This is a genomic window from Arthrobacter sorbitolis (assembly GCF_054510995.1).
The window spans coordinates 491,045-513,643 of record NZ_JBTNDM010000002.1 but is presented as its reverse complement, the minus strand read 5'-3'; the positions used below and the strand labels follow the sequence as shown (position 1 = coordinate 513,643).

The following is a 22,599-nucleotide window of genomic DNA, read 5'->3' as shown; positions in this document are numbered from 1 at the left end:
GACGACGGCACGAGGTGCCCCTGAACCGTTGACATGAATTAGTCCATTCGGTTTACTTATCCGACGGCGACTTGTTCAGACCCGAGGTCGCCACCCCCACCGACCGATCGCCGAACGAGGAAGTCCGGCATCGCAGAGGTGGTGGGTACGAAATGGAGCAAAGGAGCACCATGCGAAGGTCCACCCTCTGGGCAGTGCCCACCATCCCCCTCCTGATCCTCGGCGCCACCGGCTGTGCGCCCGAGGGCAGCGGCGGAGGGGACAGCGCCGGCGACGGATCCATCACCGTGGCCTACCAGACCACCGCCACCTATACGCAGGTCGATTCCCTCATGAAGCAGGCCAAGGAGGACTTCGAGGCCGCGAACCCCGACGTGACCGTCGAGCTGGAGCCCATCCAGGCGGAGGAGAACGACTACGCGACGAAGCTGGCCCTCATGCAGCGCTCCCCGGACACCGCGCCGGACGTGTTCTACGAGGACAGCTTCAGGGTTCGCCCCGACGCCGAGGCCGGCTACCTCCTGGCACTCGACGAGTACCTCGCGGAGTGGGAGGACTGGGACTCGGGGTTCATCGACAGCGCGAAGCAGGCCGGGCTCGGCTCGGACGGCCAGACGTACGCGGTCCCGATGGGCACCGACACGCGGGCGCTCTGGTACAACAAGGTCGTCTTCGAACAGGCCGGCCTGCCGGTTCCGTGGGAGCCGAAGGACTGGCAGGACATCCTCGACGCCGCGGCGAAGGTGAAGGCCGCCATCCCCGACGCCATCCCCTTCAACATCTACTCGGGCACGGGCATGGGTGAGGCCGCGTCGATGCAGGGCTTCGAGATGCTGCTCTACGGCACCGAGGACACCCTGTACGACACGGATCAGGGCAAGTGGATCGTCGGGTCCCAGGGCTTCAAGGACTCACTGCAGTTCGTCTCGGACGTCTACGTCGGGGGCCTGGGACCGGAGGTCGCCACGGCGCTCGACTCGAACTACTACCAGCAACTCAACGGTGAGGGCTACCCGACCAACAAGGTGGGAGCCTCGATCGACGGCTCCTGGATCGCCGGGAGCTGGCTCGAGGACGGCCCTGCCCCCTGGCCGGAATGGTCGGACGTCATGGGTGTGGCCCCCATGCCCACGCAGAACGGGCAGGAACCCGGTGCCACGAGCATGTCCGGAGGCTGGACGCTCGCCGTCGGGTCCGGCAGCGGGAACCCGGACGCCGCGTTCGACTTCATCAGTACCGCACTGAACAAGGACAACAGCCTGTCCTACAACGTCAACGCGTCCCAGGTCCCGGTGCGCAGCGACGTCGCCGAGGACCCGGCCTTCACCGAATCGAGCCCGGTCAGCGGCTTCTTCAGCGACCTGGTGGAAGTCACCCACTACCGCCCCACGACCTCCGACTACGCGGAGATCTCCGGCAACATTCAGCAGGCGATGGAAGCGGTCATGACGGGTGAACAGTCCGTGGACGAGGCGGCGGCGGCCTATGACGAGGCCGTGACGTCCCTGGTCGGCGAAGACAACGTCTCCCGGGGATGACCACCACGCCGGCACGACCAGTGCGGGAGGGCCGGCCGCCCACGGTGCGGCCCGGCCCCCCCTCCGGTCGGCCCGTTCCCCGGGGGCGGTCCGTCCGGCGCGCCATCCCCCTGGTGCCCGCCGTCGTCCTCCTGCTGCTGTTCATGCTCGGCCCCGTGCTCTGGTCCATCTGGGGCTCGTTCACGAACGCCGCGCTCTCCGGCAGGGCGGCCTCCGAACCGCGCTTCGTCGGCCTGGACAACTACACCGCGCTGCTGGCCGATCCGGACTTCCCGAACGCGGTATGGCTGACGGTCGTCTTCCTCCTCGTCTCCGCGGTGATCGGCCAGAACTTCCTCGGCCTCGGACTCGCGCTGCTCACCGCCACGGCCCCGAAGATCGTCCGGTCCGTCGTGGCGACCACCGTGGTCACCGCCTGGGTGCTGCCGGAGATCGTGGCGGCCTTCGCCTGCTACGCGTTTTTCAGCAGTGACGGCACCCTGAACGCCCTGACGGGGTTCGTGGGCCTGGAGCCGGTCGAGTGGCTCTTCGCCTACCCTCTCGCCGCCGTGATCCTGGCGAACATCTGGCGGGGCACCGCCTTCTCGATGATGATCTACGAGGCCGCCCTGAACGACGTGGCGCCGGAGATCACGGAGGCCGCGGTGATCGACGGAGCCGGTGGCTGGAAGCGCCTGATCTTCGTCACCATCCCGATGATCCGGAACAGCATCTCCACCAACCTGATGCTGATCACCCTCCAGACGCTCTCGGTGTTCACCCTCATCTTCGTCATGACGAGCGGCGGCCCGAACCAGCGCAGCAGCACCCTTCCCCTCTTCGCCTACGCGGAGGCCTTCGGGCTGGGCAAGATCGGCTACGGCACTGCCATCGCCACGGTGATGCTGCTCATCGGTGCGGTGTTCTCCTTCCTCTACATCCGTGTCCTCAAGCCGGGAGACGCCACATGAGTACCTCGATAGCCTCACCCCGACGGACGGTGTCACGGGGGGTCGCCTCCGCCGTGCTGCTCGCGGTGGCCGCCCTGTTCCTGCTGCCGCTCGCGTGGCTGGTCCTGGCGTCCCTCGACACGGGGGCGAGCGCCTCCCTCGCCCTGCCCGAGCAGTTCTCGTTCGCCAACTTCACGGCCGTGCTGACGCCCGGGCAGACGCTGTGGCCCCTGTGGAACAGCTTCCTGCTGTCCGCGGGCTGCGCCGTCATCACCGTCCTCGCGGCAGTACTCGCCGCGTACCCGCTCTCGCGCTACCAGGCCCGGTACAACAAGCCCTTCCTGTACGGCGTGCTGTTCGGCACGGGCCTGCCGATCACGGCGATGATGGTGCCCGTCTACAGCATGTTCGTGCGGCTGGGTCAGCTCGACAGCGTGCCCGCCGTCGCACTCTTCATGGCCGCGACGTCGCTGCCCATGGCGATCTGGATGACCAAGAACTTCATGGACTCCGTCCCGGTGAGCCTCGAGGAGGCGGCCTGGATCGACGGCGCGAGTGCGATGACGGCACTCCGCACCGTCGTCGTCCCGCTCATGCGTCCCGGGCTGGCCGTGGTGTTCATCTTCGTCTTCATCCAGGCGTGGGGGAACTTCTTCATCCCGTTCATCCTCCTGCTCTCCAGCCACAAGCAACCGGCGGCGGTCACGGTGTTCAACTTCTTCGGCCAGTACGGCAGCGTCGCGTACGGACAGCTCGCCGCGTTCTCGCTGCTGTACTCGCTCCCCGTGATCGTCCTCTACGTCCTCGTCACCAAGGGCATCGGCGGGTCCTTCGCGACCGCCGGGGCCCTCAAGGGCTGAACCCCACCCATCGGCCCTCGCCCGAAAGGCAGATCCATGCACTACGACTCCACCCTCGTCGAAGCCCGCATCCGACGGTTCCGCGGCGAACGCCTCGTACCGGCGCTGTACCGCAGCACGGCGCCACTCGCACTGACCTGCTGGGAGGTGCCCGACGAGCCCGTACCCTTCGCCGACGCCGTCGGGCAACAGTTCCTGCCCGCCGAGCACGGCATGATGTGGGGGCGCCCCTGGGGCACGGTGTGGTTCCACGCCGAGGGGAAGGTCCCCGCGGCGTGGGCGGACGAGGAGGAGGTCCGGGTCGAGCTCGTCGTCGACCTCGGGTTCACCGGCGAACAGCCTGGTTTCCAGGCCGAGGGGACGGTGTACGCGCCGTCCGGCAGGATCATCAAGGCCGTCGAGCCCCTGAACCGGGGGGTCGGGCTCGACGCCGGCCCCGGCGGCGAGGTGGACGTCTACATCGAGGCGGCCGCGAACCCGAACGTCGCGCAGTCCTTCCTGTTCGTCCCCACCCCCTACGGCGACAAGGCGACGGCGGGGGACGCGCGCCTGTACCGGCTCGCGCAGATCGAGGTGGGACTCCTCGATCTGCCGGTCTGGGAACTGCAGCAGGACGTGGACGCGCTCCTGGGGCTGGTGGGACAGCTCCCGTCGTCCTCGCAGCGGCGCGCAGAGGTCCTCCACGCGCTCGACCGCCTGGTCGACGGGATGGATCCCGACGACGTCTCGGGCACGGCCGCGCTCGGGCGGTCCATCCTCGAACCCGTCCTCTCACGACCCGCGTCGGCGAGCGCCCACCACCTGCATGCCGTCGGGCACGCGCACATCGACTCCGCCTGGCTCTGGCCCACCCGCGAGACCGTGCGGAAGGTGGCCCGGACGTTCTCCAACGTGTGCGACCTCATCGACGAGAACCCCGACTTCGTCTTCGCGGCGTCCTCGGCCCAGCAGTACGCCTGGCTCAAGCAGTCGTACCCGGAGCTGTTCGAGCGCGTGCGGGAGAAGGTGGCGTCCGGGAACTTCGTGCCCGTGGGCGGTATGTGGGTCGAGTCGGACACGAACCTCCCCGGCGGGGAGGCCCTCGCCCGGCAGTTCGTCCTCGGGAAGAACTTCTTCCTCCGCGAGTTCGGGGTCGAGTGCGAGGAGGTCTGGCTGCCCGACTCCTTCGGGTACTCCGCGGCCCTCCCCCAGATCATGGCCGCGGCCGGTGCCCGGTGGTTCCTGACGCAGAAGATCTCCTGGAACGAGACCAACACGATGCCCCACCACACCTTCCGGTGGGAGGGCATCGACGGATCCCGCATCTTCACCCACTTCCCGCCCGTCGACACCTACAACTCCGACCTCCGCGCCGAGGAGCTGGCCCGTGCCGAACGGCAGTACGCGGAGAAGGGCCAGGGCACGATGTCGCTCGTCCCCTTCGGCCACGGCGACGGCGGCGGCGGGCCGACCCGCGAGATGATCGCGGCCGCGCGTCGCACCCGGTCGCTGGAAGGATCGCCCACCGTCGAACTCTCCGGCCCCCGCACGTTCTTCGAGGCGGCGGAGGCCGAGTACGGGGAGCCTCCGGTGTGGTCGGGCGAGATGTACCTCGAGTTCCACCGCGGCACCTACACCTCCCAGGCGCGCACGAAGCGCGGCAACCGGCGGTCGGAGCACCTGCTGCGCGAGGCCGAGCTCTGGGCGTCGACGGCGACCGTCCGGACGGGAGCCCTCTATCCGGCGGAGGAACTGCAGGCGGTCTGGGAGACGGTACTGCTGCAGCAGTTCCACGACATCCTGCCGGGGACGTCCATCGCCTGGGTGCACCAGGAGGCCGAGCGCAACTACGCGGAGGTGGCGGTGCGCCTCGGCGCCGTCATCGAGGCCGCTGCCCGCGCCCTGCTGGGTCGGGGACGGGAGACCGCCGTCCTCAACGCCTCGCCGTTCGCCGTCGACGGCGTCGAAGCCCTCGCCGCGGGCGCGGAGGTCCCGGCGACCGTGCGGACCGTCACGCGGGCCGGGGACGGCTTCCTCCTCGAGAACGGGGCCGCCAGGGTCGAGGTCGATGCCACAGGTCTCATCCGCTCGCTGTGGGACAAGGCCGCGGAACGGGAGCTCGTGCCGGCAGGGTCCGCCGCCAACCTCCTGCAGCTGCACCGTGACACCCCGACGCAGTGGGACGCCTGGGACATCGACGAGCACTACCGCCGGAACACGACCGATCTCGTCGAGGGAGCAGTGCTGTCCGTCGTGGACGGTCCGGCCGGGCAGGCGTTGCGGATCGAACGGTCCTTCAACGCCTCGCGCGTCGTGCAGCACCTGGCCCTCGACGCGTCCGCTCCGAGGCTGCAGATCAGCACCGAGGTGGACTGGCACGAGCAGAAGAAGCTGCTGAAACTGGCGTTCCCCCTCGACGTCCATGCCGAGCGCGCGACGTCGGAGATCCAGTTCGGGCACATCCACCGGCCCACGCACGCGAACACGTCGTGGGACACGGCGCGCTTCGAGACGGTGGCCCACCGGTGGGTGCACGTCGGCGAGCCCGGCTACGGCGTGGCCGTCGCCAACGACTCCACCTACGGACACGACACCACCCGCACCAGCGCGGGCCGCACGACCGCGACCACCGTCCGGCTCTCCCTGCTCCGTGCACCGGTGTTCCCGGACCCCGCTGCGGATCAGGGCACCCATCGCATGGAGGTGTCCGTCGTGCTCGGGGCGGGCATCCCCGACGCCGTCGCCGAGGGGTACCGGCTGAACGTGCCGCCGCGAACCGTCCCGGAGGTGGCGCGGACGGCGGTCGAGCCACTCGTGCGGCTCGACAACCCGGCGCACGTGGTCGAAGCCGTGAAGCTGGCCGAGGACGGTTCGGGCGACGTCGTCGTGAGGCTGTACGAAGCGCACGGGAGCCGGTCGCGGGGCACGCTCCGGGCCGCCTTCGACCACGCCTCCGCGGTGGAGACGGATCTGCTCGAGCGGCCGCTGGAGGATGCGGCCATCCGCCGTCGCGACGGGGACACCGTGCACCTCGACCTCCGACCGTTCCAACTCGTCACGCTAAGATTTGCTGTCACCGGCTGACGAGCCGTCCCCATCGACACGGAGGTCGTACGCTGAGTGCTGCACCGGGACCGGCCACCCGCCGGGGTACCAACCTCCCCCGCATGGGCGATTTCAACCAGACCGTCGTGCTCGACGCCATCCGGCGATCCTCCGCGGGACTGAGCCGCGTGGAGCTGGCGACGATCTCGGGACTGTCCGCGCAGACGCTGTCCAACATCGCGCGGCGCCTCCTCGAGCAGGAGCTCGTCATCGAGTCGGGGAAGGTGCAGAACGGCAGGGGCAAGCCGCGCACGGTCCTGAGGCTCAACCCGTCGGCGAGGTTCGCCATCGGCGTGCACCTGGATCCGGCCGTGATCACGTTCGTGATCCTCGATCTCAGCGGCCAGGTGGTGGCCCACTCGACGCGGCGCACACCGCTCACCCCGGACGCCGGCGTCGTCATCACCGAGATGGGCGAGGCCGTGACGGCGCTGCTCGCGGAAGCCGGCGTCGATCCGGAGCGCGTCCTGGGTGTCGGCGTCGCGTCGCCGGGGCCCATCGACGCCGTGCGTGGGATCGTCGTCGATCCGCCGCACCTGCTCGGCTGGCACCGGGTACCGCTCCGTGACTCCCTGAGCGCCGCGACCGGCTTCCCCGTGGTGCTCGAGAAGGACGTGGCGGCGACGGCCGTGGCGGAGATCTGGGGCAGCCACAGCGAATCGCCCGAGAACTTCATCTTCGTGTACCTGGGCACGGGCATCGGCATGGGTCTCGTCTCGAGCGGCACCGTGCTCAGGGGCACCAGCCAGAACGCGGGAGAGGTCGGCCATATCGTCGTCGACCCTGCCGGGCCCGACTGCTTCTGCGGGCTGCGCGGGTGCGTCGCGGTGACCTGCATGCCCCGGAACCTCGTCGAGGAGGCGGTCAGCGCCGGGGTGCAGCCGCATCGCGTGAACGCGGCGGACCCGGGGGCGGTGGAGGAGGCGTTCCTCCAGCTCTGCGCGAAGGCACGCGACGGCGACGCGGCGGCGCGGGCGATCATCGACCGCTCGGCGAGGCGTGTGGCGAAAGCCGTCTCCGTGCTGACCAACGCCCTCGACGTGGACCGCGTCGTCTTCGGCGGACCGTACTGGCCGGTGCTCGCCGAGGCCTACCTCGACCTCGTGCCGCGGACCCTGCGCGGCCTGACGGTCGCCCCGCACACCGCCGACATCCGGGTGGAGGGTACGGCCTTCGGCACGGACGTGGGGGCGGTCGGCGCGGCTTGCACCGTCTTCGACAAGGCAATCTCGCCCGACACGCGGCGCCTGCTGCTCGGGCATTGACGGCGAAGGGCCCGCTCCGATGGAGCGGGCCCTTCCTTGCTGTGGCAGATGAGGGATTCGAACCCCCGTAGGCGTTGCCAGCTGATTTACAGTCAGCCCCCTTTGGCCGCTCGGGTAATCTGCCGAACGTCTTCACAGGAAGACAGCCCGCAGCAAGCGCGGGCAAGACAACTTTACAGACAAACCGCCCCGGTGACGAATCGGCCCGGCCCTAGAGGCCCGCGGCCACCCGGCGCTCGATCTGCGCGTAGAAACCGTCGGCCTGGTCGGAGGTGACCATCCGCAGCAGCACGGCCCGGTCGAGGTCGGCGCGCACCCCCGCGAGCCGATCCTCGGACGACGGCGCGAGGGTCGTGACGGCGATCGGCGACGCGACGGTCACCGAGGAGGCCGCGTCGAGCCCGAGGATGATGTCGCTCGCCTCGTGGTCCGCCGTGTCCGCGCTCGCCGTCAGGACGCGTGGCGGTACGGCGAGCGCCGGAGCGGCGGTGAATCCCGTCAGGGTGGCCGCGGTGGCTGCTGCGAGGAAGGACCCGGCCACGGCCTTCCGGAGACGGATCTGGTAGCGGCGGCGTGGCGTCTCGGACATGGTGCTGGCTCCTCGAGGTGCGGTGGATGATCCCCACCGTGCCATCGGAGCGTGTGCGCATCCCCTGCGCTTCCTGAGCTTCGCCTGTGAAGCGGCCGCGCGGCCGCGCGGTGGTTGCGGATATTCTTGGACCAAGACACCCAACCATCCCGAGGAGGCACCGTGGCGAGCGAATCCACGTTCGACGTCGTAAGCAAAGTGGACAAGCAGGAGGTCGCCAATGCGCTGAACCAGGCGCAGAAGGAGATCGCCCAGCGGTACGACTTCAAGGGGGTCGGCGCCGAGGTGGATTTCAGCGGCGAGAGCATCCTCATGAAGGCGAACTCCGAGGAGCGCGTCCTGGCCGTGCTCGACGTCCTGCAGTCGAAGATGATCAAGCGCGGCATCTCCCTGAAGTCTTTGGACACCGGCGAGCCCTACCCCTCGGGCAAGGAGTTCCGCCTCGAGACCTCCATCAAGGAGGGCATCGCCCAGGACCTCGCGAAGAAGATCAACAAGCTCATCCGTGACGAGGCCCCCAAGGGCGTGAAGTCCCAGATCCAGGGCGACGAGCTGCGCGTCAGTTCCAAGTCCCGGGACGACCTGCAGGCCACCATGGCGCTGCTCAAGAACTTCGACGAGGCGGACCTGCAGTTCGTGAACATGCGCTGACGCGCACAGACCAGCACGGCATGGACGACGGCGGCCCCACCCGGTGGGACCGCCGTCGTCGTCCGGGCGGTTCAGCCGCGCGGACGCCCTGCCATGCCCTCGAGGCGCGCGATGCGCTGGTCCATGGGCGGGTGGGTCGCGAACAGGCGGCTCACGCCGCCGCCCTTGAACGGGTTCGCGATCATGAGGTGCGAGGTGTTCACGAGGCGCTGGTCCTGCGGGAGCGGCGCCCGCTGGGTTCCGCTCTCCAGCTTGCGGAGCGCCGATGCGAGGGCCAGCGGGTCGTCCGTCAGGGCCGCGCCGTCCTCGTCGGCGTCGAACTCGCGGGTGCGGCCGATCGCGGTCTGCACGAGTCCGGCGGCCAGGGGGGCGAGGAAGGCGAGCAGCAGCGCCGCGATGGGATTGCCGCCCTGGTTCCTGTTGCCGCCCATCATGCCGGCGAACGCGAACATCTGCGCCACCGACGTGATCACGCCGGCGACGGCTGCCGCGATGGACCCGGTGAGGATGTCCCGGTTGTAGACGTGCATGAGCTCGTGCCCGAGGACGCCGCGCAGCTCGCGCTCGTTCAGCAGCTGCAGGATGCCCTGCGTGCAGCAGACGGCGGAGTTCTCCGGGTTGCGGCCCGTGGCGAAGGCGTTGGGGGCCATGGTCGGCGAGACGTAGAGCCGGGGCATGGGCTTGCCGGCCCGTGCGCTGAGCTCCCTGACGATCCGGTACATCGCCGGCGCCTGCTGTTCCGTCACCTCGACGGCGCGCATGCTGCGGATCGCGATCTTGTCGCTGTTCCAGTAGCTGTAGGCGATGGACCCGACGCCGAGCAGGGCGAACAGCCAGATGAACGCCGAACTGCCGGTGGCTCCCGCGATGACGGCACCGAACACGAGGAAGATGCCCATGGGGGCACCGAACAACAACGCCGTCTTGGCACCGTTGAAATGGTTGTGCACTGCGAACTCCTTGCTGGTGGGGGCCGGTGGGCCCGTCAGTACAACGGAGGGTCGGAGGGGCCCGTTCCCCTCATCGTACGGCGGTGGTCCGGGGGCCGACCGGCCCGGGACGGCCGGGCCAGGGTCAGGGCGGGGGTGACGGTGGGGCTCAGGGCTGGGGTCGGCGGGAGTCGTACGCGAGGAAGCGCGGCTGCCGGCGGGCGACGGCGAGGACGACCAGGATGCATGCGAGCCCTCCGGCGACGGCCGTCCACCCCTCGCCGAGCCAGGCGGCCTGTCCGCCGGCCACCATGTCCCCGAGCCGGGGTCCACCCGCGACGACGACGATGAACACGCCCTGCAGCCGACCGCGCATCGCGTCCGGGGTGGCGGACTGCAGGATGGTGTTGCGGAAGACACTGCTGATCGAGTCGGCGATGCCCGCCAGCACGAGGCAGAGAGCCGCGGGCAGCAGCCAGGCGGAGAACTCGCCCTCGCCCGGCGTCGGGAGGGAGGACGCCCCCGCCATGACGACGACCAGCCCGAACCCCGCCACGGAGGCACCCCAGCCGACGATGGACCACACCACCGCCTGGCCCTGTTTGTGGACGCGGCCCAGCGGCCCCGAGAACAGCCCCGCCAGCACCGAGCCGAAGGCGCTCGCGGCGAGCAGGATGCCGACGGTCAGTTCACCGCCGCCGATGAGCACCGCGCCGACAGCGGGCAGCAGTGCGCGCGGCTGGGACGTGATCATGGCGATTAGGTCGACGACGAAGGTCATCCGGATGTTCGGCCGCGTCCCGAGGAACCGGAACCCCTCGAGCACCGTGGCGAGCCCGGCCCGGCGCGTGGGCCCCTCGGGTGGCAGGGACGGGAGCCTGAACACCGCCCACAGCGCGAAGGTGAAGGTCACGACGTCGATCGTGTAGGTCCAGGCGTAGCCCACGTGCGCCACGAGGAGCCCTGCGAGCAGCGGGCCCACCGTGAACGCCAGGCCGAAGGTGATCATGCTGAGGGCGTTCGCCGCCGGCAGCAGTTCCGGCCGGACGAGCCGCGGGATGATCGAGCTCCGCGTGGGCTGGTTGATGCCCGCGGCCCCCGACTGGACGGCGATCAGGACGTAGAGCAGCCAGACGCTGTCGACGCCGATCCACGCCTGCGCCGCGATCGCCATGGTGGTGGCCCACAGCGCGACCCCCGAGTACAGCGCGACGGTGCGGCGGTCCTGCGCGTCGGCGATCGCGCCGCCGTACAGTCCCGCCACCACCAGGGGTACGAGCGCGAAGAGGCTGAGCAGGCCGACGCTGAGGGTCGACTGGGTGAGCGAATAGACCTGCAGGCTGACCGCGACGATCGTGAGCTGCGTACCCATGGCCGAGAGCGCCGTCCCGACGTACAGCCTGCGGAAGGCCGGTGACTCCCTCAGCGGGGTGATGTCGGCGAGGAGTCGTGGCACGCGAGAAGTCTAGCGCGGAAGTAATTCGCTCCGGCAACGAATGTGCGCCGTCATCGACCGTCCGGAACCACCGCGCCGTCCGGGTGCCGCACCCCCAGGAGCTCCAGCTGGCCGGGCGGCACCACGCGGTAGGCGTATCCCGCCGTCCCGTCGTCGGCGTCCCCGGCGGCGTCGTCGCCGGTGTCCTCCCGGAACGGCTCGCAGGCGCCCGTCCGGGGATCGCACACGATCATGGATCCCGTGCTGCCCAGGACACCGTCGGCCGGTGCGGGCGCGTCCCCGGCAGTGTCACCACGTGGAGGCGACGGACATGCCCCGGGATGCACGGCACACACCTCGAGGGGCTCGTCCGCGTCGAGGGCGGGCTCGGGGACCGCCGGCGCGTGTGCGGGCGGCACGACCCCCGCCGGCGCGGTCCCGGAGGGAAGGGTGGCACTGTACGCGGCACCTGCCAGTGCCACGAGGGCGACGACGGCGAGGATCGGGCTTCGACGCGGTCCGGGGACGGAGCGCGTCACCGTCTCCCCGACGGGCGGCGCGCCGAGGTCCGTGATCCGCACCCCCGACGGCGGCATCCGCCCGTCCGCCTCGCCCATCCCCCAACCCTGCCGCCCGGCTCCTCGACCTGCAAGCGCCGAGCGTCCGCGGAAAAGTGGTGCGCTGCGACCTGCCGGGTGGAACCGGCCGCCCAGGGAGCTGCCGGCCGCCGACTACCTCGTGAGCGCCGGCCAGCCGGAGCAGGCCACCCGGGGTCCGGCAGGAGAAGACCCCTACGAAAGGTCCGGACGCGGGGCGACCGACCGCGCGGGACCCGCCCCGCTCAGGCGGCGTCGCGCTCCCCGGCACCGATGGCACGGTCGATCTCCTCCAGCACGCGGGTGTCGGCGATCGGCCGGAAGTGGCCCATCGTCCCCAGCTGGACGTTCCGGGCTCCCTCGACGAAGCTGCCGCCGGGGATGTGGGGGTCGAACCGGCCGTAGATGGAGGTGATGCGCCGATTGGACTCGATGTCGGCGCGGAGGCGCCGCAGCGTCGGGTTGTGCGGTGAGAACGCCCTGATGCTCGGCAGGAGGAAGAACTCGGCGTAGATGGACCCGGAGAACGGGGTGTTCACGGCCACGAGGCGGGAGATCCGCGGGGCGACGCTGGACATGGTCATGAGGAACTTGCCGATCAGGCCCCCCTTGCTGTGCGCGACGACCACGACGTCCGTGAGGTCGTGCTCCTCGAGGTAGCCCGCGGCGAGCTGGGCCATGGCTTCCACCGTGCCGCGGTTGTAGCCGAGCTTCTGCACCACATGGACGGGGTGGCCCGCGCGGTGCAGGTGGTCCGCGATGGGCCGCATGAACTGCCAGGTCTCGTAGATCCCGGGGATCAGGAGTACGGGTGCCTTGCCCTCCGGCGCCCCGGCGGCGGGCGTGAGGTACTGCGCGGGGTCCACCCGGAAGAGGAAGCCGTGCACCTGCCAGAAACCGACGTACGCGTAGTCCAGCACCCAGGCCCGGCCCCGCTCGATGAGATCCACCCTTTCCACGGTACCGACCGCACGCGCCGCGTGGGGCGCAAGTTAGCACGGCCTTATTATGAGTTCCTCAGAATTACTGCTTGACTGGCGCCATGATGCAGACGAGCGCGACACCCGGGGCCCCGGAGGCCCGGTGGTCCGCCGCACTGCACTCCGCCGACCGCCGCGTGACGCGCCAGCGCCTCGCCGTCCTCGCCGCCGTCGAGCGATCACCGCACGCCACCGCCGACGACGCCGCCATCGCCGTCCGTGCCGACCTCCCGCACATCACGGTCCAGTCCGTCTACGTGATCCTCGCCGACCTCACGGACATCGGCCTGCTGCGCCGCATCGAGACGCCGCACTCCCCCGCACGCTACGAGACGCGGGTGGGCGACAACCACCACCACGCGATCTGCACGGGATGCGGACGGATCGAGGACGTGGACTGCGCCGTGGGGCACGCGCCCTGCCTGACCCCCGAGTGGTCGCCCGGCGCCTCCCGTATGACCATCCGGATCGCGGAGGTCCTGTACCAGGGCCTCTGCGACGACTGCCGCTCGGCAGCCCCCAGCCACCCACCATCCGAATCCCAGGAATAGGAGCACTATGTCCGCGAACTTCAGCACCACGCAGTCCGGCGCCCCCGTCATCGATGACAGCAACTCGTCCGCCCTCGGCCGCGACGGGGCCATCCCGCTGACCGATCACTACCTCATCGAGAAGCTCGCGCAGTTCAACCGCGAGCGCGTCCCCGAGCGCGTGGTGCACGCCAAGGGCGGCGGGGCCTTCGGCGTCTTCGAGACCACCGAGGACGTCAGCATGTACACGCGTGCAGCGCTCTTCCAGCCGGGCACGACGACGGAGACCCTCCTGCGGTTCTCCTCCGTCGCGGGCGAGCAGGGCTCCCCCGACACCTGGCGCGACCCCCGCGGCTTCGCCCTCAAGTTCTACACCTCCGAGGGCAACTACGACCTCGTGGGCAACAACACCCCGGTGTTCTTCATCCGCGACGGCATCAAGTTCCCCGACTTCATCCACTCGCAGAAGCGCCTGCCCGGCACCAACCTGCGCGACGCCGACATGCAGTGGGACTTCTGGACCCTCAGCCCCGAGTCCGCGCACCAGGTGACGTGGCTGATGGGCGACCGCGGCCTGCCGAACTCGTGGCGGACCATGAACGGGTACGGATCGCACACCTACCTGTGGATCAACGAGTCCGACGAGAAGTTCTGGGTCAAGTACCACTTCAAGTCGAACCAGGGCCACGAGGTGCTGACGGTCGACGAGGCCGAGGCGCTCGCCGGTTCGGACGCCGACCACCACCTCCGCGACCTGTCGGAGAACATCGCCAGGGGCAACCACCCGAGCTGGGACCTCAAGGTCCAGATCATGCCCTACGACGACGCGAAGACGTACCGCTTCAACCCGTTCGACCTCACCAAGGTGTGGCCGCAGGGCGACTACCCGCTGATCCCGGTCGGCCGGCTCACGCTGAACCGCAACCCGGAGAACTACTTCGCGCAGATCGAGCAGGCCACGTTCGCGCCGTCGAACTTCGTGCCCGGCATCGCGGCGAGCCCGGACCGCATGCTGCAGGCGCGCATCTTCTCCTACGCGGACGCGCACCGCTACCGCGTGGGTACCAACCACGCACAGCTGCCCGTGAACATGCCGAAGAACGAGGTGCGCAACTACTCGAAGGACGGCGCGGCGCGCTACCACTTCAACGCGGCCACCACCCCGGTCTACGCACCGAACTCTGTCGGCGGCCCCGCCGCCGATCCCGCGCAGTACGGCGCCCACGGCGGCTGGGAGAACGACGGCGACCTCGTGTACGCGGCGCACTCGCTGCATGCCGAGGACGACGACTTCGGCCAGGCCGGCACGCTGTACCGCGAGGTGTTCGACGACGCGCAGCGTGCGCGCTTCCTCGAGACCATCACGGGCGCCGTCGGTGGCGTGCAGAGCGACGAGATCCGGGCGCGGGCCGTCCAGTACTGGGCCAATGTCGATGCCGAGCTCGGTGCGAAGCTGGCCGCAAATCTCGGGCACGGCGTCACGCCTGCGACCGAGTCGGAAGCCGCCCTCTACTAGGGCGGACACCGGCAGGACCAGGGAAGGGCGGATCCGCGAGGGTCCGCCCTTCCTGCGTCCTGCCACCGCGTGAGCGGGCCCGGGGACGGCCGTTAGTCCGGGCGCGCCGGGGTCTGCCAGAATGGGCACCGGAAACCAATCCTGTGCTCCGGACGTTCGCGGCTGCACACCGACCCGAAGGGACGACCGTTGACCGACCAGCCGATTGTGGCCCGGGGGATGCCCTCCTCGCATCATGGTGGGATCGAGCGCGATCGGGACCTCGCGACGGAACTGGCGGACCTCGCCCGGTCGCTGCAGCAGGAACCGGATGGGGACGCGATCCTCGCCGGTTTCGTCCACGCGGCGCTGGAACTGGTGCCGGGGGCCGATGAAGGTTCCGTCAGCGTGGTCCTGGGCCGCAAGAACGTCGGTTCCCGTGCGCCCTCCGGGAACCTCCCCGAGCGGATCGACGCGCTGCAGATGGAGACCGGCGAGGGCCCCTGCCTGGAAGCCGCGTACGAGCACCGGACCATCCGCGTCCCGGACATGGAAGCCGAGCAGCGCTGGCCCCTCTTCGCCCGGCGCGCCACCGAGGCGGGTGCACGGGGGATGCTGTCCATCCAGATCTGGGTCCAGGGCGACGATTTCGGGGCCCTGAACCTCTATTCCCACGAAACCGGCGCGTTCACCGACGAGTCGGAGAACATCGGCCTCCTGGTCGCCTCCCACGCCGCCGTCGCCTTCGCCGAGGCCGAGAAGTCCCGGCAGCTCAACGAGGCGATCGATTCCAGGGACCTCATCGGCCAGGCCAAGGGGATCCTCATGGAACGCCACAAGATCACCGGTGCACAGGCCTTCATCGTGCTGTCCCTGGCAAGCCAGCGGACCAACACCAAACTCGCGAGCGTCGCCGAGCACCTCATCAGCAGCGGGGACCTCCTCGGGAAGCGGTAGCGGCCCCCGCTGTCACCGACGGCCGGGGACGGTTCCAGCGTGATGCGACGCCTCGGGCGTGCAGCGGACCCCTCGCCCTCCTAGGCTGGGACGATGCCGCCACCACCCTGCGCCGAACTGCACCTGCACATCGAGGGGACCCTCGAGCCCGAATTCATCTTCGCTCTCGCCGACCGCAACGGGATCACCCTGCCCTACGCCGACGCGGCGGACCTCGCGGCCCGGTACGCGTTCACGGACCTGCAGTCCTTCCTCGACCTGTACTACTCGAACATGGACGTGCTGCGCACCGAGCAGGACTTCACGGACATGACCCGGGCATACCTCCGCCGTGCCGCGCAGGCGGGCGTCCGGCATGCCGAGATCATGATGGATCCGCAGGCGCACCTCGCCCGCGGGATCCCCCTCGCAACGTGTGTCGGCGGTGTGGCAACCGCCCTGTCCACGAGCGAGGCCAACTTCGGCGTCAGCACGTCCCTCATCGCCGCCTTCCTGCGGGACCGGCCCGCCGCGGAGGCGCTGGCGGTCCTGCGCGACCTCCTCGCGATGGAGGCCCCGATCGTCGGGATCGGCCTCGATTCCGCGGAGGTGGGGTACCCGCCGTCGCTCTTCGCGGAGGTGTACGACCTCGCCCGGGCCGAAGGCCTCCGGTGCATCGCGCACGCGGGCGAGGAGGGGCCGCCCGAGTACGTGTGGGAGGCCCTCGACGTCCTGCGTGTCGACCGGCTGGACCATGGCATCCGCTGCCTGGAGGACGAGGCACTCGTCGAGCGGCTCCTCGCCGACCGCGTGCCGCTGACGGTGTGTCCGCTCTCCAACGTGCGCCTCCGCGCCGTCCCTGCGATCACCGACCACCCGCTGCCGGAGATGCTCGCCCGGGGTCTCAACGTCTCCGTCCATTCGGACGATCCCGCCTACTTCGGCGGCTATTTGGACGACAACGTGGCGGCCCTGGTCGACGCGTTCGGACTGAGCATCGACGACCGCGCGCAGCTGGCCGCGAACTCGGTCCGGTCCGCCTTCCTCGACGGGGACCGGCGGACGGAGCTGCTCGCGGAGGTCGAGTCCTGGCGCAGCGCCGGACACTCCTCGCCCGCGGGCTAGGACCGGCGTGCCCGCAGTGCAAGACTGCAGGCAGACATACGGGCGGGGTCCGACGAAGGGGGACACACTGGACGGGTCCACGATCCAGCACGACTTCACGATCCTCCACGACGCGGGGCTCCTGGAGGTCCTCTGGCGGCCGGGCATCGGGGTCGGCCCCGCCGAACTCGACGTCCTCGCGAACACGATCACGCACTTCCCGGACTGGCACAGCGCGCCGATGCTCGTCCATCTCCACCAGATCCGGCACATCACCCCGTCGGCGCGGCACCTGCTCATCGCCTACCGCCATCGGGGACCCATCGCGCTGACGGGACACGACCCCGTCGATCGGGTCCTCGCCGCCTTCATCGCGCAGTCCCGCAGCCGGACCCGCTACTTCATGGACAGCGGGGAGGCCCGCGCCTGGCTCTCCTCCGTGCCCGCACAGACGCGCCGGCACGCGTCGTCTAGGGCCTCGTGATGAAGCCGTTGTCCACCATGAAGTCGAAGGCGACGTCGGCGGGCTCCTCGCCCTCCACGTCGACGCGCAGGTTCAGGGTGCGGAGGGCCTCGTCGGTGAGCGACGGGGCGATCGAGGCGAACACGTCCTGGAGTTCCGGGAACTCCTCGAGCGTCTCGCCGAAATACACGGGAGCGGCGTTGTACGCGGGGAAGAACCCGAGGTCGTCCTCGAGGATGGTCAGGCCCAGGGCGTCGATACGCCCGTCGGTCGCGAACACCTCGCCGAAGTTGCAGGCTCCGGTGTCCGTCGCCCCGTAGATGGCACCCGTGTCGTAGATGCCGATGTTCTCGTCGGGTACGCCTGTCGCAGCACCGCGTTCCAGCCCGTAGTGCTCCAGCATGGGGGTCATCCCGTCGGCACGTGAGTTGAACTCGGCCTCGACGCAGAATGTCCTCTGCTCCGGCGGCAGCTGCGCCAGGCCCGACATGGTGGTGATGCCGCCGAGCTCCGGGACCGCCTCGGTCCGGACAGCCATGGCGTAGGTGTTGTTCAGCGGCGCGGGTTCGCCCCAGACGAGGCCGTTGGCCACGTCCGCGTCGCGGACCGCCGTCCACTGTTCGCGCTGGTCCGGGATCCCGGCCTCCTCGCCCAGGAAGGCGAGCCAGGCCGTGCCGGTGTACTCCCACGTCACGTCGGCCTCGCCCGAGAGGATGAGGTCGCGGGCGGGTTGCGAACCGGGCGCGTTGGTCAGGTCCGTCACGTCGAACCCGGCCGACTGGGCGGCCAGGACGGAGATCTTCCCCAGGATCAGCTGCTCCGTGAAGTTCTTGGACGTCACGGTCAGCGGAGCGCCCTCGGCCCCCTCGATCGGCTGGATGGTCCCCGGACCGGAGGCGGGGACGTACGACGTGGCGGGCTGCAGCCCGCACCCCGCGAGCAGGAGGCCCACGACGGCGGCGCCGGCCAGGGCGGCGGGACGGCGCGTCCCGTGGCGCCGGGTGATGCTGGAGCGGCTCATGCGAGTCCCTTCGGCCGGGCCAGGAGTTCGACGACGCGCCCCACCCAGTCCACGAGCAGGGCCAGGAGCGCGACGATCACCGCGCCGGCGATGAGCACGCGGGGGAGATTCAGGTTCACACCGGTGGTGATGAGGATCCCGAGCCCGCCGCCGTTGATGAAGGTGGAGAGCGCCGCGGTGCCGACGAGCAGCACCAGCGCGGTCCGGATCCCCGCGAGCATGATCGGGACAGCGAGGGGCAACTCGACCCGGAAGAGGACCGCGCCGGCGCTCATGCCCATCCCGCGGCCGGCCTCGACGAGCCGGCTGTCCACCTGTCCGATGCCCACCATGGTGTTCCGGAGGACCGGCAGGAGGGCGTAGAGCACGAGCGCCGTCACGGCCGCGCGGAAGCCGAAACCGAGCCACGCGGCGAGCAGGACGACGAGCCCGATCGCGGGCGCCGACTGGCCGATGTTCACGACGGCGAGGACGGGCCCGGCCAGCCTGCGGAAGGGCGCACGCGTCAGGAGGATGCCGAGCGGCACCGCGATGACGAGCACGATCACCGCCGACAACAGCGTCAGCGCCAGGTGTTCACCTGCGTAGCCGAGGAGGGACGTCGGATTGAGCGTGATCTGTTCCGTCTCGGTCAGTTCGGCCGTGATGAGCCATGCGGCCAACAGTGCGCCGGCGACGAGGATGCCTGCGAGCTGCAGCAGCAGCGGGCGCCAGCCCCGGCCGGTGCTGGCCGTCAGCGGGTCCACCGTGCCGCGCGGGACGATGGCGGTACCGGCCGACGTCGCCGTCCCCTGCCCCGCGCTCCCGGTGGGCGCGCTTCCCGGGGCCTCACTCACCGTCGGCACCCGTGGTCGCGGGCCGGAGCGGCGCGGAGCCGCCGTCGGCCCGATCGAGCGCGGTCAGCGCACCGGTGTTGATCCCCACCGGCCTGCCTTCCGCGTGGGAGGTGCGGGCACGCGCATGCGCCTCGCTCATCGCCACCATGATCGTCTCGACGTCGACGACGCCGCGGAAGCTGTCACGGCCGCCGGTGACGAGCGCCGCCCCGACACTCGACACGAGCATGATGTCGAGTGCGTCGTTCAGGGTGGCGCGCTCCCCGATGACGGGGAGGCGCGGATCCCGCTCGCCCGTGATCCGCTCGAGCCGGGCGAGCTGCCGCCGCGACAGCCACTGCCGCGGCCTGTTGCGGTCGTCGATGATGACGGCGTGGTCGTCGCCCGCCTCGTCCAGACGCGCGAGGACGTCGGATGCGAGATCACCCGGCGAAGCGGTGACGGCGGACTGCAGGGAGACCTCGTTGACGCGCGTCAGGGTCAGTTGCTTCAGGCCGGCACCGGCGCCGATGAAGTTCTCCACGAACTCGTTGGCGGGCTCGGCGAGGATCCGTTCGGGTGTGTCGTACTGCACGAGCTGCGCCCCCTCGGTGAAGATCGCGATCCAGTCCCCGAGCTTCACCGCCTCGTCGAAGTCGTGGGTGACGCAGACGATCGTCTTCTGCAGCTCCTTCTGGATGCTGATGAGCTCGTCCTGGAGGCGCACGCGGGTGATCGGGTCGACGGCACCGAAGGGCTCGTCCATGAGGAGCACGGGTGGGTCCGCTGCCAGCGCACGGGCGACGCCGACGCGCTGCTGCTGCCCGCCGGAGAGCTCGCGGGGGAACCTGTCGCGGTACTGCGCCGGGTCCAGCGAGACCAGTTCCAGGAGTTCGTCGACGCGCGACGCGACGCGTTCCTTGCTCCAGCCGAGCATCTTCGGGACGATCGCGATGTTGGTCGCGACGGTCATGTGGGGGAACAGGCCACCGGCCTGGATGACGTAGCCGATCCGCCGCCGCAGGGTGTCGCCGTTGATGCCCGTGACGTCGTCGCCGTCGAGCACGATCCGGCCCTCGGTGGGCTCGATGAGGCGGTTGATCATCTTCAGGGTCGTCGTCTTGCCGCAGCCCGACGGGCCGACCAGCATGACGATCTTGCCGGCGGGGATCTCCATGGTGAGGCCGTCGACCGCGGCCTTCGCCTGCCCGGGATATCGCTTGCTGACCTTGTCCAGCAGGATGCCGGCGCCGGTGACCTCGCCCGTCGGGCCCGCACTTGCTGGTGCCGCAGGAGCGGCGGGGATTTTCTCAGACACGGATACCTCGCGGGATTGTGAGCCGGCCGAGGCCGACCAGAAGGAGATCGAGCAGCAGGGCCAGGATGATGACGGCGATGATGCCGGTGGCGACCGATTCGAGGGCGTTCGCCCCACCGAGCCGTGCGAGCCCCGTGAAGATGAACCCACCGAGGCCCGGCCCGAGGACGTACGCGGTGATGGCGGCGATGCCCATGACCATCTGCGCGGAGACGCGCACGCCCGCCAGGATGACCGGCCAGGCCATGGGGAGTTCGATCCGGCGGAAGGTCTGGAACCGGCTCAGCCCGACCCCTCGTGCGGACTCGACGATCGAGCGGTCGACATTGGTCAGGCCGACGACGGCATTGCGCAGGATCGGCAGGACGGCGAAGAAGACCACCACGATGACGGCCGGCACGACGCCGAAGCCGAACGGGGCGATCAGGAGGCCGATGAGGGCGAAGGACGGGATGGTCAGGCCGATCGCGGAGACGCTGTTCGCCAGGGAGGTGAGGGCGGGGCTGCGGTACACGAGCGCGGCGACGACGACGGCGAGGATGGTCGCGATGAGGAGGCACTGGACCACGAGCGAGAAGTGCTGCCAGCTGGCATACAGGATCTGATCGAACCTGCTGCCCACGTATTCGATCATCGTCCACCTCCCCGTCGCGGCGGCGCCGCATCCCCTGTAGAGCCGTCCAGGGCGCGCCGAGCGCGACCCTAAGCAGGCTGATGGTTCAACGGTACCGGAGGATCGCGGTGAGCGGGCAACTGTGGTTTCCCCCACAAGGGCCCGTATCCGTGCATCGGGCCGGGCAGGCCGGTGGTAGCTTGCGGCCATGGACACCTCAGCGCCCGGCCCGGACTTCGACGCCGAGGACGGCATCGTCCGGCATTCAGCCCTGGAGGACGTCCTGGGAATCGTCACGGGCACCTTCACGGTGTCCCTCGGCCTGTTCCTGCTGAAGACGAGCGGCGCCGTCACCGGTGGCACGGCCGGCCTCGCCCTGCTCCTGGGCTATGTGGGCGGGCTCCCCTTCGGCGTCCTGTTCTTCGCCGTGAACATACCCTTCTTCGCCCTGGCGGTCTGGAAGAAGGGCTGGGACTTCACGCTGCGCACCATCACGGCCGTCGCGCTCGTCTCGGGGCTGTCGAACCTCCACCCGCTGGCAATCGGGAACCTGACCCTCGACCCGCTCTACGCGGCGCTCGGCGGGAACCTGCTGGCCGGCGTCGGACTGCTGATCCTGTTCCGGCACAAGGCGAGCCTCGGCGGGTTCAACATCCTCGCCCTCATCCTGCAGGAGCGCCTCGGCTGGCGCGCCGGCTACGTGCAGATGGCGCTGGACACGGCCGTCGTCCTCGCCGCCTTCGCCGTCGTCGCACCCGCGAGCGTCCTGCTGTCCGCCGTAGGCGCCGTGCTGCTGAATCTCGTCCTGGCCCTCAACCACCGGCCGGGGCGCTATTTCGGCGCCTGACCGGGTCCCTGAGTGGCCCGGCCCGGCCCGAGGGACATGGGGAGCGGCTACGGTGAGGCGATGGACGACGCAGCGCGGGAACGGGCGGCAGGCCGGGCGCCGAAGCGAGCGATGGCACCCGATCCGGCGCCCGATCCGGCGCCCGATGCCGCGGTACCGGCCCTCCGTGTCCGCGCAGCGACCTACCTGCTGCGGGGACGGGGCGCCGGACGCGAGGTCCTCGTCGTCGACCACGTCCACCACCCCGAGGCCGGGACGCAGGTCCCCGGCGGCGGCGTCGAGGCTGGCGAGACGCTCGACGCCGCTGCCCGGCGGGAGGTCCTGGAGGAAACGGGGCTCCTCCTCGCCGGCCCCCTGACGGCGGTCGGCGTCGCCCATCTGCCCGCTCCGGCCGGTCCTGGCACGGTCACGGTCTTCTTCTCGGCGGCGACCGACGATCGACGGGCGTCCTGGGACCACACCGTCACGGGCGGCGCCGCGCGCCCCGAGCCCGGCTCGGACGCCGGTCTCCTCTTCCGGTGCTCCTTCGTTCCGCTGTCACGGGCCCGGGCCGCAGGGACCAACCACCACTTCAGCTGCGTGCACCTGCTGCGCTGAGGCC

General features: G+C 70.2%; 22 protein-coding genes and 1 tRNA gene. 13 read left to right on the top strand and 10 right to left on the bottom strand.

What is annotated here, in order from left to right; all coding sequences use genetic code 11:
* The first annotated feature begins 170 nt into the window (after positions 1 to 170).
* The 5 genes from ACX80K_RS07050 (at position 171) to ACX80K_RS07030 (ending at position 7,676) form a co-directional block, all read left to right on the top strand.
* On the top strand, positions 171 to 1,538 hold the full coding sequence (locus ACX80K_RS07050; RefSeq protein WP_459271151.1) for an extracellular solute-binding protein: 1,368 nt from the start codon (positions 171 to 173) through the stop codon (positions 1,536 to 1,538).
* On the top strand, positions 1,535 to 2,488 hold the full coding sequence (locus ACX80K_RS07045; RefSeq protein ID WP_459271150.1) for a carbohydrate ABC transporter permease: 954 nt from the start codon (positions 1,535 to 1,537) through the stop codon (positions 2,486 to 2,488). The genes ACX80K_RS07050 and ACX80K_RS07045 overlap by 4 nt, the downstream gene beginning before the upstream one ends.
* On the top strand, positions 2,485 to 3,327 hold the full coding sequence (locus ACX80K_RS07040; protein ID WP_459271149.1) for a carbohydrate ABC transporter permease: 843 nt from the start codon (positions 2,485 to 2,487) through the stop codon (positions 3,325 to 3,327). Before ACX80K_RS07045 ends, ACX80K_RS07040 begins: the two co-directional genes overlap by 4 nt.
* 36 nt (positions 3,328 to 3,363) lie before the next feature.
* Positions 3,364 to 6,390: an alpha-mannosidase gene (locus ACX80K_RS07035; RefSeq protein ID WP_459271148.1), complete on the top strand. Its 3,027-nt coding sequence runs from the start codon at positions 3,364 to 3,366 to the stop codon at positions 6,388 to 6,390.
* An 83-nt stretch (positions 6,391 to 6,473) separates the two neighbouring features.
* Positions 6,474 to 7,676, top strand: a complete 1,203-nt coding sequence (locus ACX80K_RS07030) for an ROK family transcriptional regulator (RefSeq protein ID WP_459271147.1) — start codon at positions 6,474 to 6,476, stop codon at positions 7,674 to 7,676.
* Positions 7,677 to 7,718: 42 nt separating this feature from the next.
* Here ACX80K_RS07030 and ACX80K_RS07025 read toward each other — a convergent pair.
* Together ACX80K_RS07025 and ACX80K_RS07020 are read right to left on the bottom strand one after the other, a co-directional pair.
* Positions 7,719 to 7,800, bottom strand: a tRNA-Tyr gene (locus ACX80K_RS07025).
* 87 nt (positions 7,801 to 7,887) lie between these two features.
* Complete coding sequence (locus tag ACX80K_RS07020) at positions 7,888 to 8,265, bottom strand: hypothetical protein (RefSeq protein WP_459271146.1); 378 nt, start codon at positions 8,263 to 8,265, stop codon at positions 7,888 to 7,890.
* Positions 8,266 to 8,427: 162 nt separating this feature from the next.
* On the opposite strand from ACX80K_RS07020, the gene ACX80K_RS07015 reads away from it, so the two are divergent.
* Positions 8,428 to 8,916: a YajQ family cyclic di-GMP-binding protein gene (locus ACX80K_RS07015; RefSeq protein ID WP_459271145.1), complete on the top strand. Its 489-nt coding sequence runs from the start codon at positions 8,428 to 8,430 to the stop codon at positions 8,914 to 8,916.
* Positions 8,917 to 8,987: 71 nt separating this feature from the next.
* Here the strand turns inward: ACX80K_RS07015 and htpX are convergent, their stop codons facing one another.
* The 4 genes from htpX to ACX80K_RS06995 all read right to left on the bottom strand — a co-directional run bounded on the left by htpX (position 8,988) and on the right by ACX80K_RS06995 (position 12,826).
* On the bottom strand, positions 8,988 to 9,866 hold the full coding sequence (htpX, locus tag ACX80K_RS07010; protein ID WP_459271144.1) for a zinc metalloprotease HtpX: 879 nt from the start codon (positions 9,864 to 9,866) through the stop codon (positions 8,988 to 8,990).
* A 148-nt stretch (positions 9,867 to 10,014) separates the two neighbouring features.
* A complete protein-coding gene (locus tag ACX80K_RS07005) occupies positions 10,015 to 11,301 on the bottom strand; it encodes an MFS transporter (RefSeq protein ID WP_459271143.1) in 1,287 nt (428 codons plus the stop codon).
* 50 nt (positions 11,302 to 11,351) lie between these two features.
* Positions 11,352 to 11,897 carry a hypothetical protein gene (locus tag ACX80K_RS07000; RefSeq protein WP_459271142.1) on the bottom strand — a complete coding sequence of 182 codons (546 nt, stop codon included), beginning with the start codon at positions 11,895 to 11,897 and terminating at the stop codon, positions 11,352 to 11,354.
* Between the two features lie 224 nt (positions 11,898 to 12,121).
* On the bottom strand, positions 12,122 to 12,826 hold the full coding sequence (locus tag ACX80K_RS06995; protein WP_459271141.1) for an esterase/lipase family protein: 705 nt from the start codon (positions 12,824 to 12,826) through the stop codon (positions 12,122 to 12,124).
* Between the two features lie 92 nt (positions 12,827 to 12,918).
* Between ACX80K_RS06995 and ACX80K_RS06990 the strand changes: the two genes are divergently transcribed.
* The 5 genes from ACX80K_RS06990 (at position 12,919) to ACX80K_RS06970 (ending at position 17,405) form a co-directional block, all read left to right on the top strand.
* Positions 12,919 to 13,407, top strand: a complete 489-nt coding sequence (locus tag ACX80K_RS06990) for a Fur family transcriptional regulator (RefSeq protein WP_459271140.1) — start codon at positions 12,919 to 12,921, stop codon at positions 13,405 to 13,407.
* A gap of 7 nt (positions 13,408 to 13,414) precedes the next feature.
* Positions 13,415 to 14,902 carry a catalase gene (locus ACX80K_RS06985; protein ID WP_459271139.1) on the top strand — a complete coding sequence of 496 codons (1,488 nt, stop codon included), beginning with the start codon at positions 13,415 to 13,417 and terminating at the stop codon, positions 14,900 to 14,902.
* Between the two features lie 189 nt (positions 14,903 to 15,091).
* Positions 15,092 to 15,838, top strand: a complete 747-nt coding sequence (locus ACX80K_RS06980; protein WP_459271138.1) for an ANTAR domain-containing protein — start codon at positions 15,092 to 15,094, stop codon at positions 15,836 to 15,838.
* A gap of 93 nt (positions 15,839 to 15,931) precedes the next feature.
* Positions 15,932 to 16,942, top strand: a complete 1,011-nt coding sequence (locus tag ACX80K_RS06975; protein WP_459271137.1) for an adenosine deaminase — start codon at positions 15,932 to 15,934, stop codon at positions 16,940 to 16,942.
* 7 nt (positions 16,943 to 16,949) lie between these two features.
* Entirely contained in the window at positions 16,950 to 17,405 is a 456-nt protein-coding gene (locus ACX80K_RS06970; RefSeq protein ID WP_459271136.1) for a hypothetical protein, read from the top strand.
* On the opposite strand, the gene ACX80K_RS06965 is transcribed toward ACX80K_RS06970, so the two are convergent.
* From ACX80K_RS06965 to ACX80K_RS06950, 4 genes are all read right to left on the bottom strand, one after another.
* On the bottom strand, positions 17,392 to 18,405 hold the full coding sequence (locus ACX80K_RS06965) for a glycine betaine ABC transporter substrate-binding protein (RefSeq protein ID WP_459271135.1): 1,014 nt from the start codon (positions 18,403 to 18,405) through the stop codon (positions 17,392 to 17,394). The genes ACX80K_RS06970 and ACX80K_RS06965 overlap by 14 nt on opposite strands.
* Complete coding sequence (locus tag ACX80K_RS06960; protein WP_459271386.1) at positions 18,402 to 19,169, bottom strand: ABC transporter permease; 768 nt, start codon at positions 19,167 to 19,169, stop codon at positions 18,402 to 18,404. The genes ACX80K_RS06965 and ACX80K_RS06960 overlap by 4 nt, the downstream gene beginning before the upstream one ends.
* 64 nt (positions 19,170 to 19,233) lie before the next feature.
* Positions 19,234 to 20,538, bottom strand: a complete 1,305-nt coding sequence (locus ACX80K_RS06955) for an ATP-binding cassette domain-containing protein (protein ID WP_459271134.1) — start codon at positions 20,536 to 20,538, stop codon at positions 19,234 to 19,236.
* Complete coding sequence (locus ACX80K_RS06950) at positions 20,531 to 21,172, bottom strand: ABC transporter permease (RefSeq protein ID WP_459271133.1); 642 nt, start codon at positions 21,170 to 21,172, stop codon at positions 20,531 to 20,533. The genes ACX80K_RS06955 and ACX80K_RS06950 overlap by 8 nt, the downstream gene beginning before the upstream one ends.
* Before the next feature lie 187 nt (positions 21,173 to 21,359).
* On the opposite strand from ACX80K_RS06950, the gene ACX80K_RS06945 reads away from it, so the two are divergent.
* Both ACX80K_RS06945 and ACX80K_RS06940 read left to right on the top strand, forming a co-directional pair.
* Positions 21,360 to 21,998 carry a YitT family protein gene (locus ACX80K_RS06945; RefSeq protein ID WP_459271132.1) on the top strand — a complete coding sequence of 213 codons (639 nt, stop codon included), beginning with the start codon at positions 21,360 to 21,362 and terminating at the stop codon, positions 21,996 to 21,998.
* Between the two features lie 60 nt (positions 21,999 to 22,058).
* Positions 22,059 to 22,595 carry an NUDIX domain-containing protein gene (locus tag ACX80K_RS06940; protein ID WP_459271131.1) on the top strand — a complete coding sequence of 179 codons (537 nt, stop codon included), beginning with the start codon at positions 22,059 to 22,061 and terminating at the stop codon, positions 22,593 to 22,595.
* Positions 22,596 to 22,599 lie beyond the last annotated feature (4 nt).